Origin of the sequence: Streptomyces sp. A3M-1-3 (assembly GCF_024213665.1) — a bacterium.
Lineage (GTDB): Bacteria > Actinomycetota > Actinomycetes > Streptomycetales > Streptomycetaceae > Streptomyces.
Genome location: NZ_JANAVP010000017.1, coordinates 127372 through 139502 on the forward strand (window position 1 = coordinate 127372; position 12131 = coordinate 139502).

Genomic DNA, 12131 nt, shown 5'->3' on the forward strand with positions numbered 1-12131 from the left:
CAGCAGGAGGGTTGGGAGATCAGACCCCCGCGACCGCTGACACGGCCCGGGGGCGTGGCCAACGTTGATTGGAGCGTCGACATGTCGCACTGTATCTCCCGGATCTTCGTGGCGTTCTTGCGCCTGTTACTGTCTGCGCCGGGCCGTCACAGGTCGGCCGGCTCGCCTCCCGCGGCACCCTCTGAGGGCATCCCGACGGAGCCCCTGCCGCGCCTCCCCCGGCCTGTTCTCCGGGGTGAGGACATCGGGCTTGTCCGCCCTTACCTCGTTGCGCACGAGCAGCGCCAGGAGGAGCGACGGCAGCGGACGCCGCGCCGGGCGTTGTGGCTGGCCGTGCACGGTATCGACGTCGGCCCCCGGCTCATTCACGGCGTGGAGGTTGTCGCGTGATGGGTCAGACGCATGCCGGGCGGCTGCTGCCGTGGACCGGGCCGGAGGGTAAGCCGTGCTATCTCGTCGGCGACGGGAGGGGGTACCTGTCCCGTGTCGCCGACAACGTGGAGGACGTACAGCTAGGCATGGGCGCTGACCTTCTCGATCACGTGGCCGAAGTGCTCGGCGATGAAAGGGCGACGGTCGTCGAACTCCGATTCATTGCAGCTCGGTTGACCGAGGCCTTGAGTGACGCGCTACGCGTGGCGGAGAGCCGTGGCGAACGCCTGCCGGCACCGGAGTACGACGGTCCGGGCGAGACCGACGGCGATGACGGTCCTGCGCTCTCGGCAGAGGCGTTCGGGTGAGCGCCATGGTGACTAAATCCGTGTACCGGTTCGCAGATTGGACGCTGAGTCTCGATCTCTCCGGGAGTGGGCCGATCTTCGAGGCTGAGTGCACGAGCTGCGGGGAGTTGTCCGGAGCATCTGACGGCAAAGATGCGCCTGAGGTGTGGTGCCTGCGACATGCGGGCCGCTCCGGTCATACGGGATTTCGGGCCGTGGTGACCTCGTTCTTCCGAGCCACCAGTCACGACGGTTTCCACGCGGACTGACGCCCTGACTCGCCGGGACAGCCACAAAACCGCATAAGCAAGTCGGACCACCCCTCGCCTGGACAGCTTCCGGGGTGGTCCGACGGAGAGTCCCTGTTCAGGACCCCGGTGCCGATGGTACCGGGGCTGTCGTCGTTTGCTGATTCGGATCGGTGGCCAATGACGACGTCAAGCCAGCCTGAGAGAAGGGGACTTGAGCTGATGCACGGCCCTGGCGGTGTGAGTTTTGAAGGTGAGGAGTCGGACCCTGACGCGGTGCTGTGGGTGCGTGGTGTGGACTACATCGCCGGCTGGCGGGAGGCGGGGTATGCGCTCGCGGAGCTGTCAGGGGCCCTGGCCACGGCGGGCGTGCCTTCCGGTGACGTGGCGATGCGGCGCTGCACGGCTGGCCAGGCTCCTTGGCACCTCCGGATCGGACGCTGGTTAGGCACTGCTGGGCGGAGTATGGAACTACCTTTGCCTTGAAGTGGCCGACCCGGCTGCGCCTGATATGCAGGAAGGGCTGTGCCAATTATTCACCGTTAGGATGGCCGCATTCTTGAAGCCGGCGGCTGTGTGGGGTACTCGCCTTGGATGGCGGGCCAGCTGCTGGTGGTAGCGATTCGAGCACCGGCTTAGAGGGTCGGATCCTCGGAGGGTGATTAATTAGGATTTGTGGCTGCCTGGAGACCTTAAAGCCCTTCGCTGTGTGATTTAGGTCATACCCATGCCGCTTGACGGTAACCACTTACGCAGTCAAGATCATTTCGGGGAGCACCACACTGATGCGTTTACGACCAACGTTACAAGGAGAAGCTATGCGCATTTCGGCTTCCAATGTTGCGGCAATTGCCGCCTTGGCTCTCATTCCGACTATTGCCGGGGTTTCTTCGGCCACCGCCGGGGGTGCAGCAGTTCAGGGATACTGGAATTGCCCCAGCAATGGATACATCACGCCGGGTGACCGGTGCACCCAGTTGACCAATGGCGTGCTCAAGGTCAGCCTGGGTGATAATGGAAGCTACGTCGATTCCGGCTATGAGAAGACCGGTGGTAGCGCGGTCACTGCGAAAGTAGGATTCCTGCGAACTGGGACGAATCGCTGGGCTGCCAGCCAGACAATGAAGGCGGGCCTTATCTATAGAAAGAATTGGTCGCCGGTTGCATCCCCCTGTTCTCCCACCAACGGCCTCCTGTACTCCGGTGGTACTACCTACCAGACGCCGGCCGCCGACACCTGCTGAACACTGACGTCATGCACCCCTGAGTCGAAAAGCCAAGGCTCAGGGGTGTACGCATAACTTCCCACCTATTTCTCTCAGCTCGTCAGGAAGAATCCCCCAGTGTTGTATGCCGTGTTTCGAGGACATGAATCCTTCATATTCTTGGCGATCTTGACTACTGTGGTGCTTGCTTGCTTTGGATACAAGGTCGCGCGTACACGCGGGGACCGGCCTGGTATGCATGCACTTTTCGTTGCGGCGATAACCGGCGTGATTTGCCTGACGCTATGGACTACAGGTGGAGGATCAAGGCAACCGAGAACCTGTGTCGTCAATCGTGACCTCCTAGAGCCTTTCACCACAGAGCAAGGGCTGCTCAACGCGGGTATGTTCGTTCCGGTTGGCCTGCTCGGAGTGCTGGCCACAAGGCGAGTTCTCGGCCCACTCGTTGCGGGTTTTCTTTTGACTCTTACTATCGAAACCTTGCAAGGCGCTCTTTCCTTCCTAGGGCGCGGCTGCGATACGAGTGATCTCCAGATGAATTCCCTGGGTGTTGGTGTTGGGGTGATCTGTGGATGGCTGGTGAGCCACCTGGAGACGCGTGGCGGCAAATTCCGGGAACCTATGAAACGTTCCAATACTGTCGCTGCCACCGGTGTCTTCGTTGCCCTGGTGGCGACATGGTTTGCGTTCATAACTCCGCAATCGGTCTCTCACACTCTCGCCCAGCGCTGAACAAGAAGAAGCTGCCCGAGAAGCTATCCGTGATGCTTTTGGAGACCACTACAAGATTCGACAAATTAACTTCGCCGAGGGGCCGAACGGGACCGGCACGGTCATGGCATCGTTTGCCGAAGGATTTGCTGAGCTCGATTGGCCTGGCCGAAATAGATTCAGCGCAAGTCTCGACATATCTGACGCCGGGAAGCCGAGCGGGTATCCCATCCCCGGAGTCCACCGCCCTCCTGCAGGCAACGAAGAAGCCCAGCGGCTTGCGCTTAAGTACGCCCAAGCACATGCACCGTGGGGAATCGGCGAGTCATCGACCGTTACCACCCCCGTGGGGCCTAATGCAAGCCTAGGATGGATGACTAGCTGGCGACGCCGAAATGCTAACGGTGTTCTCATGCCCATGCGACTTGACATTCAAGTAGACCGATCCGGCAGGGTATCTCAGCTCATTATGCTGAATGTGAAAGATCCAGAACTTCCATCGCCTCAGGTCGAAAAAGGATCTGCGATTTCAACCTTGCTGACAAAAGCGGACTCGGTACACGTTAAGCATGGCGTGCCAGTAGTAGAGTTGGTTGCCAAAAAAGAACGCGGCGAGTGGCGGCAGCAGTGGTTCATTACCATACCCACAGCGAAAGACGTTATTATCGGCAGCGTGGACGCTATGTCCGGGGCAGTGATTAAGTTTAATCGGCACGCTGACAGCCTTGATGATTAGGCGGCTGAACTGACGCCTTGTCTCGGTATCGGGAGGCGGAGACCTACGGTGCGGTGAGCCTAGACAGCTCCACTGCACCGGAGATCTCCGCCATACGCCTGATCTCCGAGTGGTTAATACCCTCGTGGTCAGTCGCTCTTAATCCAGCAGGTTGGCTTTTGTCTCTACGCGGTCCGTGTCGAAACCGCGCCCCTTCCGCGTGGGCGGGTGAATGATGACTGCGGAAAACAGGAAGCGGTAGATGGCATTGAGTCGGCTGTAGTTTTCGGCCTTCTCCAACTGCGTCCAGTTCGCCCCGGCGTTCGGTCCCGCGATGCCCTCAAGCACTGCAACGGGGCGGAGTACGGTACGGCGCTGACGCTCCTTGATTCGCTTCACGATGTCCGCCCTCATGGCCTTGTACTCGGCTGTGGTGAAGTCGTCGTCAGAGAGCCAGAGCTGATTCAGCTCCTTGAGGCGTTGCTGATCCTTCTCGTCTGCTTCCACGTCAGCCTCTGAACGGGTGGTCGACGCCGGTTCGCGGCCGGATACGTCAAGCTCCGTCAGGACACCGATCGCCACATCACGCATGAACGCTTCGAGCGGTCTGGCTGATACGGAACGGCCGCACTTCTGCTCACCGTTGAGGTTCGCTCGTGTGCATCGGTAGTAGGCGTACCTGCCGCCGTTCGTGCCGGCTATGCACATGCCGCACGTGCATGTGGCCACGCCGCGCAGGACGTAGTACCGGTTCGGTCGCTTTTGCTCTGTCTCGATCGTCGCGGCCCGGTGACTCCTGAGTTCCTGGACCTCGGCCCACTGGCCGCGATCGATGATGGCGGGCCAAGTGCCTACGCCGATTTCTTCGCCGAGATGGAAGCGGATTCCCGCCACGAAGTGGGAGGAAAGCAGGTTGCGGACGTTGTCCTGCTCCCAGACCTTGCCCTTGGATGCAGGCACCTTACGGTCCCTGAGGTCCTGGGCGATGCCAGCGGGCGAGTCTCCATCGAGGTAGCGGCGGAAGACCTCGCGGACGATCTCCGCTTCTTCCTCTACCAACGTACGGCCAGGCCCCGGCGGCCGGCAGCGGCACGAAGCAGGCCAGTACGAGACCGATGACCGCCCCGCCGCCCGCCATCAGCGTGAAGGCGACCAGCTGGTCCCGGATGCCGTGCGCGATGGCGTTCCAACTGGCGTGCGTGACCGCGGCGATGAGGACGGCCGCCGCGACGAGTACGCTCACGCGGTGCGCTCGCGCCGCTCGCGCACGTCCACCAGCGTGCCGCCCGCGTGCGCGATCAGCGTCTTGGGCTCCAGCGGGAAGACCGTGTGCGGGGTGCCGGCCGCCGCCCACACCACCTCGTGGTCGAGCAGCCCCCGGTCGGCGAGTACCCGCGTCCGGGTGCGGTGGCCGAAGGGCGGTACGCCGCCGATGGCGTAACCGGTGGTTTCCCGTACCAGGTCCGCGTCCGCGCGCCCCACCGTCCCGGCGCCCAACTCCCTTCGTACCGCTTCCACATCCACCCGCGAGGAGCCGTCCATCAGGACGAGGACGGGAACACCGTCCGCCGCGAAGATCAGCGACTTCACGATCTGGCTGAGCGCGCAGCCGATCGCGGCGGCGGCCTCCGCGGCCGTACGGGTGCCGTCGGGGAAGCGGCGGACCTCCACATCCAGGTCCAGCTGCCTCAGCGCCTCGGCGAACCGTGGGTGGATGACAGATTCTTCAGCGGCGGCGCTTTCGGGAGTGCTCATGGCCTGCACGCTAGCGCTCGGTGTACGGGCCACGCGAACGCGTTCCGGCCGGCCCGTCAGTTGCCGGCCCGCAGCACCGTCGCCACGATCGGCCCGGCCGCGTCGCCGCCGTGCCCGCCCTTCTCGACGACGGCGGCCACCGCCAGATCGCCGGAGTATCCGGTGAACCAGCTGTTGGGCTGGGCGTTTCCGTCGATCTCGGCGGAACCGGTCTTCGCCCCCTTCGGGGAAGGGACGCCGGCCATCGCAGGGGCGCCCGAGCCAGACGTCGCGGTCAGCTGCATCGCGCGGCGCAGGGCCATGGCGACGGAGGGCCTGAGGCCGTCCGCGCTCGCCAGCTGCCGGTCGTCCAGCGTCTGCGCGACGATCACCGGCTGACGGAACCGGCCCGTCTGCGCCGTCGCGGTCACCGACGCCATGTTCAGCGGGCTCATCAGCACCTTGCCCTGGCCGATCATCGCGGCCGCACTGTCCTGCTTGCCGGTCACCGGCACGCTGCCGTCGAAGGACGGGACCCCGATACTCCACTCCCGGCCGATGCCGAAGAACCGGTCGGCGGCGTCGGTCAGGGACGCGTCGTCGATGGCGTCACTGGCGATCGGCTTGATGAAGGCGGTGTTGCACGACTGGGCGAAGCTCCGCTCGAAGGTGGAGTCCGTCAGCGCGAAGCCCCTCAGGTTGCGGAAGGTCTGGCCGTACCAGATGGCCGTCTTGGGGCAGGGCGCGCTGCCGCCGTACGACATCAGGCCCCTGTCGAGGTACAGCGCGGCCGTGACGATCTTCATCGTCGAGCCGGGTGCCAGCTGCCCCTGGAACGCCGCGTTGTACCCGTCGGCGCGGTGGTTGGCGAACCCCAGGACATGGCCGGTGCTGGGCTCGATCGCCACCACCGACGACTCGCCGTACTTCTTGACCGCCCGTTCCGCCGCCTCCTGCACCTCGGCGTCCAGGGTCGTCTCCAGCTTCGCCGGCTTGCCCTCCGACAGGGTCAGCAGCGTCTGGTCGGGGCTGCCCTCGCCCATGCTGTCGATCCACAGCTCGACCCCTGGCTCGCCGCCCTCGGCCCGGTCGCCGTACCGGGACCTGAGCTCGTCCAGGACCGGCCCGAGCGACGGGTACTTCTCCCTGGTGAGCGGCTGTCCGTCGCGGTCCACCGCCTCCAGGGACGGCGCCGAGGCCGTGCCGGTCTTCAGCTGCAGGCCGGGCGTCAGCTTGGGGTGGACCACCGCCGGTGCCCAGTCGACCAGCGCCTTGCCGGTCTGCACGCCGCGGACGACCGTCAGTGCCGACTCGTACGTCCAGGGCTTGGTCGTGCCCTCGTACGACACCACGGCCTTGACGGTGACGGGACCTTCGCGCCGACCGCCGTGCCCGGCGTCAGGGTCACCTGCGAGACACGTACATCCGTGCGGTACGCGGCCAGCGCGGGCTGCGCCTCGGCCGCGTTGTTGGTGAGCCCGGACGCGGTGTTCACGTCCCCCTCCGCCCAGGCGGCGAGGAAGTCCTTCGCCGTCCGGTCGATCTCCTCGGCGGTGGGCGGGCCCGTCCTGGCCTCAACCGCTCCGCCGCCCGCCCCGCCCAGCACGCTGTACGCGCCGTAACCGACGCCGCTCGCCACGACCACGAACACGCCGCCGACGACGGCGACCTTCATCCCGCTCCGCATCCCCGTAGTCCCTCCCCAGGACCCCGCACTGAACACGTTCAAAAAGGGGTACTTGCCCACACCATACGGTGCGTGAGCGGGCCAGGGTGATTCTGTTATCGGAACGGAACGGAACGGAACGATGCGGTGCCGCGCCTCGCCTACGCCACGGCGCGCCTCAACGGTCCGCGATGTCCTCGCGGAGGCCGTCGGAGAACTCCCACCACGACAGGGGGAGCCAGTCGCCGTTCACAAACGCATCGACAGTCGCGCCGCGACCGCGGACAGTAACCGTTGTTCCGGGCGGGTACGAGGTGCCGGACAGGCCGGGCACCTGGACGAGCAAGGTCCCGAGCCGTGTGCTTCCACGTGTCGCCCTCCCTTTCGTTTCCTCAGTGCCATAGTGCGATACCGGAGCGGGTATTCCTCCTGAGATTAGCGGTTTGACCCATCCAGCAGGCCGGAGAAGTATGAGAGATAGGTCACGTGAAAAGGGGTGGGCAATCATGCGTGCCCATCGCCGATCAGGAGGTGGCAACAAATGAAAGCCGTCGTCTACAAGGGACCGTTCACCGTGGCGGTCGAGGATGTCGAGAAGCCCAGCATGCAACACCCGAACGACGTGATCGTACGGATCACTTCCACCGCGATCTGTGGCTCGGACCTGCACATGTACGAAGGGCGTACGGCGGCCGAGCCCGGCATCGTGTTCGGTCACGAGAACATGGGAGTCATCGAGGAAGTCGGCCAGGGCGTCACCTCCCTCAAGGAGGGCGACCGTGTGGTCATCCCCTTCAATGTCGCCTGTGGGTTCTGCACTAATTGCGTCGACGGATTCACCGGTTTCTGTCAGACCGTCAATCCGGGATTCGCGGGCGGCGCTTACGGCTATGTCGCCATGGGACCTTGGACGGGAGGCCAGGCCGAATATCTTCGCGTTCCCTATGCCGACTTCAACTGCCTGAAGCTGCCGCCGGGAAACGAGCACGAGAGCGACTTCATGCTGCTCGCCGACATCTTCCCCACCGGCTACCACGGCTGTGAACTCGCGCAGGTCCGCCCGGGCGAGAGCGTTGCGGTGTACGGCGGCGGGCCGGTCGGGCTCATGGCCGCCTACTCGGCTCTGCTGCGCGGCGCGAGCAAGGTCTTCAGCGTCGACCGGGTTCCCGAGCGGCTGGAGAAGGCCCGGGAGATCGGCGCGATCCCGATCAACTTCGCCGAGGGCGACCCGGTGAAGCAAATCAAGGATCAGACAGAGGGCGTAGGCACGGACAAGGGCGTGGACGCCGTCGGCTACCAGGCGATGGCGCACGGCACGGACCGCGAGGAACCGGCGACCGTTCTGAACTCGCTCGTCGGCACGGTCCGGGCCACTGGTGCCCTCGGCATACCCGGCCTCTATGTCCCGGCAGACCCGGGAGGCCCTGACGAGCAGGCAAAGAAGGGCATGCTCCTCGTTTCGATCGGCAAGCTCTTCGAGAAGGGCCTACGGCTGGGTACGGGCCAGTGCAACGTGAAGCGCTACAACCGGTACCTGCGCGACATGATCATCGAGGGCCGGGCGAAGCCGAGCTTCGTCGTCTCGCACGAACTCCCCCTGGACCAGGCCTCGTCGGCGTACGACAAGTTCGACAAGCGCATCGAGGGCTACACGAAGGTCATCCTGCATCCGTAGACCACTAAAAACGATCACGGCGGACACGACCCCAACAGGGGCCCTGTCCGCCGTCGTTGCAGCTAGGACCGGGCAGGGCCTAGACCCAGGTGTCGAACCACATCCGGTTGCGCCAGGAGTCCATCGGGATCGTCTGGCCCGTGTAGATCGGATAGAAGTAGATGAAGTTCCACACGATCAGCAGCACCAGCACGCCCGACCCGACCGCCCCGATCGTCCGCCGCCGTTCACTCGCCCCCGGCGGTCCCAGCAGTGCGCCGATCATCATCGCGACCGCCAGGCACAGGTACGGCACGAACACGACCGCGTAGAAGAGGAAGATCGTGCGCTCCTGGTAGTTGAACCAGGGCAGATAGCCCGCCGCGATCGCGCACGCGATCGCGCCCGCCCGCCAGTCGCGGCGGAACGCCCACCGCCACAGCACGTACAGCAGCGCGAAGCAGCCCGCCCACCACAGCAGCGGGGTGCCGAGCGCCAGGACCTCGCGGGCGCACTTGCCCGCCTCGGTCGCCGGGCAGCCGTCCTTGCCGGGGAGCGGCGACTCGTAGAAGTACGAGACGGGCCGGCCCTGCACCAGCCAGCTCCACGGGTTCGACTCGTAGGTGTGGGCCGAGGTCAGGTCCACATGGAACTGGTAGACCTCGCTCTCGTAGTGCCACAGGCTGCGCAGCCAGTCCGGCAGCCAGGTGAAGTTCCCGCCCGCGCCGTCGCCCCTGGCCCAGTCCCGGAAGTAGCCGCCCTTGCCGTTGTCGGGGCTGAGGATCCAGCCGGTCCACGAGGCGGTGTACGTGACCAGCGCGACCGGCACGGTGGAGACGAAGGCAGGCAGCGCGTCCCGCTTGAGCATTGCGAGATACGGGTTCACCGCGCCGGCCACCCGCCGCGCGCCCACGTCCCACAGCACCGTCAGGATGCCGAAGAAGACGATGGCGACCGCGCCGTTCCACTTGGTGCCGAACGCCAGGCCCAGGCAGACGCCCGCCGCGATCCGCCAGGGCCGCAGGCCCAGCCGGAGCCGCTCGGCGACCTCGGCGCCCGGGCGTGCCACCCCGTCCGCGTCGACCGGCAGGGCAGCCGCGAGCCGGGCGCGCGACCAGTCGCGGTCAACGAGCAGACAGCCGAACGCGGCCAGTACGAAGAACATCAGCACCTGGTCGAGCAGCGCGGTGCGGCTCATCACGAAGTGCAGCCCGTCGACGGCCAGCAGCGCGCCCGCCAGACAGCCCAGGAAGGTTGAGCGGAAGAGCCGTCGGCCGATCCGGCACAGCATCAGCACCGAGAGGGTGCCGAGCACGGCGGTCATGAACCGCCAGCCGAACGGGTCGAAGCCGAAGATCCACTCGCCGGCGCCGATGACCCACTTGCCGACCGGTGGATGCACCACATAGCCGGGATCCGTGGGGATCGCGACCCGCGACGGGTCGGCGATGATCGACTTGTCGATGTCCCTGGGCCAGCTGGACTCGACCCCGCGGTTGATCAGCGCCCAGGCGTCCTTGGCGTAGTACGTCTCGTCGAATATCACCGCCTTCGGGCTGCCCAGGTTCACGAACCGCAGCACTCCGGCCACCAGGGCCACCAGCAGCGGCCCGCCCCACGCCGACCAGCGCACCAGCCGCCGCGCGGCGCCGGGCGGCAGCCCGAGCACCGTCCACAGCTGCGCGGACGGCTTGGTGTACGCAGGCACCAGCCGCCGGGCGACACCTGCGTTCGCCGGGGCCGCGTAGCCGAACCGGCGCAGCCGCCGCTGCCAGGAGGGCGGCTGTTCGTCGGCGGCCCGGCCGGGGTGGGTCGCAGTGCTAGTCACCGGGTCATCGTAGGGAACGGATCTGTGCGACTCGCAAGGCCCGGGCCCTGCGAGGATGGTCGGGTGACAGGAACGCTGGTACTCGCAGGGACCCCCATCGGTGATGTCGCGGACGCGCCGCCCCGGCTGGCCGCCGAGCTGGCGACGGCCGACGTCGTCGCCGCCGAGGACACCCGGCGACTGCGCCGGCTGACCCAGGCGCTGGGTGTGCACACCACCGGGCGGGTCGTGTCGTACTTCGAGGGCAACGAGACCGCCCGGACGCCCGAACTGGTCGAGGCCCTGGAGGGCGGCGCCCGGGTGCTGCTGGTCACCGACGCCGGGATGCCTTCCGTCTCCGACCCCGGCTACCGGCTGGTCGCCGCGGCCGTCGAGAAGGACATCAAGGTCACCGCCGTCCCCGGGCCCTCGGCCGTGCTGACCGCACTGGCTCTGTCCGGACTCCCGGTGGACCGCTTCTGCTTCGAGGGTTTCCTGCCCCGCAAGGCGGGCGAGCGCCTCGGCAGGCTCCGCGAGGTCGCCGACGAGCGCCGCACCCTCGTGTACTTCGAGGCCCCGCACCGCCTGGACGACACGCTCGCCGCGATGGCCGAGGTATTCGGCGAGGAGCGGCGGGCCGCCGTCTGCCGGGAGCTGACCAAGACGTACGAGGAAGTCAAGCGCGGCCCGCTGGGGGCGCTCGCCGCGTGGGCGGCCGAAGGCGTCCGCGGCGAGATCACCGTCGTTGTCGAGGGCGCGGCGGACACCGGGCCGCAGGAACTCGACCCGGCCGAGCTGGTGCGCCGGGTGCAGGTGCGCGAAGAGGCGGGGGAGCGGCGCAAGGAGGCCATCGCGGCGGTGGCGGCGGAGGTGGGGCTGCCCAAGCGGGAGGTGTTCGACGCAGTGGTCGCGGCAAAGAACGCGGCTCGGCAGGAGCCGGAAGTCGGTAAAGGACTAACCTGAAAAGCAAAACTTAGGCCGCGCATCGGGGTCTTTTCCCAACAGATGCCCAAGACCGCTCCAACAGCCGACAGACCTGATGCGCTCCCGCCGGAACAGGCGTCCACTGGCAAGTGCCACCAGCGGACCAGAGGAGCTGGCATGAGTGAGATCGCAGACACCCCGACCCCCGGCGCGGCCGCCCGCCCGATCAGCAGCGGCAGCGGCGTGGCCACCGCGCACGAGTCCTATGCGTTCGCCTGCATGAGGTGCGGATACGGCTGGGAGCAGTCGTACGACATCGAGCATCACGTCGACGGCAAGGGACAGGAATTCGTCACCTACAAGGCCAACGGGGAACGGGTCCCCTCGCCGCTCTCCAAGCCCACCTGCCTGAACTGCGGCATGCATGTCGTGCGCATCATGCGGGCCGGTCAGGTCTCCTCGGTACTGGGCACGCTGGAGGAGCTGTACCACCACCCCGTCGCGCCCGGGATCGCCGGACCGGTGCCGGCCGGTGCGCCGGTGAAGCGCCGGCCCAAGCCGGCGGAGCCGGTGGCCGAGCCGGTGGCAGCCGAGCCCGCCGCCGCCGAGCGTGCGACTCCGGGCACGGACGAGGCCCAGGTCGGGCACCACTGGCAGCTGTCCCACCTGTTCCACCCGTTCCACCGCAAGTGATGCGGCATGCGGCACTGATGTGGCACTGATGCGG

10 protein-coding genes and 2 pseudogenes are annotated in these 12131 nt (G+C 66.3%); 7 read left to right on the forward strand and 5 right to left on the reverse strand.

Features of this window, described 5'->3' with window-relative positions; translation table 11 throughout:
• The first annotated feature begins 389 nt into the window (after positions 1–389).
• The 4 genes from NLX86_RS20695 to NLX86_RS20710 all read left to right on the forward strand — a co-directional run bounded on the left by NLX86_RS20695 (position 390) and on the right by NLX86_RS20710 (position 3640).
• On the forward strand, positions 390–740 hold the full coding sequence (locus NLX86_RS20695; RefSeq protein WP_254373227.1) for a hypothetical protein: 351 nt from the start codon (positions 390–392) through the stop codon (positions 738–740).
• A gap of 1045 nt (positions 741–1785) precedes the next feature.
• Complete coding sequence (locus NLX86_RS20700; RefSeq protein ID WP_254373228.1) at positions 1786–2211, forward strand: hypothetical protein; 426 nt, start codon at positions 1786–1788, stop codon at positions 2209–2211.
• Between the two features lie 216 nt (positions 2212–2427).
• The gene (locus tag NLX86_RS20705) at positions 2428–2925 is read left to right on the forward strand and encodes a VanZ family protein (protein WP_254373229.1); all 498 of its coding nucleotides are present in this window, start codon (positions 2428–2430) and stop codon (positions 2923–2925) included.
• 391 nt (positions 2926–3316) lie between these two features.
• Positions 3317–3640, forward strand: coding sequence for a hypothetical protein (locus NLX86_RS20710; protein ID WP_254373230.1), 324 nt, complete (start codon positions 3317–3319; stop codon positions 3638–3640).
• A 138-nt stretch (positions 3641–3778) separates the two neighbouring features.
• On the opposite strand, the gene NLX86_RS20715 is transcribed toward NLX86_RS20710, so the two are convergent.
• The 4 genes and pseudogenes from NLX86_RS20715 to NLX86_RS20730 form a co-directional block, all read right to left on the reverse strand.
• The gene (locus NLX86_RS20715; protein ID WP_254373231.1) at positions 3779–4678 is read right to left on the reverse strand and encodes a recombinase family protein; all 900 of its coding nucleotides are present in this window, start codon (positions 4676–4678) and stop codon (positions 3779–3781) included.
• Positions 4677–4862 (reverse strand): annotated as a pseudogene (locus tag NLX86_RS20720) (EamA family transporter); the annotation flags it as partial. The gene NLX86_RS20715 and the pseudogene NLX86_RS20720, both read right to left, overlap by 2 nt.
• On the reverse strand, positions 4859–5374 hold the full coding sequence (locus NLX86_RS20725) for a YbaK/EbsC family protein (RefSeq protein ID WP_254373232.1): 516 nt from the start codon (positions 5372–5374) through the stop codon (positions 4859–4861). The gene NLX86_RS20725 and the pseudogene NLX86_RS20720, both read right to left, overlap by 4 nt.
• 56 nt (positions 5375–5430) lie before the next feature.
• Positions 5431–7040, reverse strand: a pseudogene (locus NLX86_RS20730) (penicillin-binding transpeptidase domain-containing protein).
• 520 nt (positions 7041–7560) lie between these two features.
• Between NLX86_RS20730 and NLX86_RS20735 the strand changes: the two are divergent.
• A complete protein-coding gene (locus tag NLX86_RS20735) occupies positions 7561–8694 on the forward strand; it encodes a glutathione-independent formaldehyde dehydrogenase (protein ID WP_254373233.1) in 1134 nt (377 codons plus the stop codon).
• 79 nt (positions 8695–8773) lie between these two features.
• Here NLX86_RS20735 and NLX86_RS20740 read toward each other — a convergent pair whose 3' ends face one another.
• The gene (locus NLX86_RS20740; protein WP_254373234.1) at positions 8774–10501 is read right to left on the reverse strand and encodes a phospholipid carrier-dependent glycosyltransferase; all 1728 of its coding nucleotides are present in this window, start codon (positions 10499–10501) and stop codon (positions 8774–8776) included.
• A 63-nt stretch (positions 10502–10564) separates the two neighbouring features.
• Here NLX86_RS20740 and rsmI point away from each other — a divergent pair, with 63 nt between their 5' ends.
• Together rsmI and NLX86_RS20750 are read left to right on the forward strand one after the other, a co-directional pair.
• Positions 10565–11443, forward strand: coding sequence for a 16S rRNA (cytidine(1402)-2'-O)-methyltransferase (gene rsmI, locus NLX86_RS20745; protein ID WP_254373235.1), 879 nt, complete (start codon positions 10565–10567; stop codon positions 11441–11443).
• Positions 11444–11581: 138 nt separating this feature from the next.
• Positions 11582–12097 carry a hypothetical protein gene (locus NLX86_RS20750; RefSeq protein WP_254373236.1) on the forward strand — a complete coding sequence of 172 codons (516 nt, stop codon included), beginning with the start codon at positions 11582–11584 and terminating at the stop codon, positions 12095–12097.
• Positions 12098–12131 lie beyond the last annotated feature (34 nt).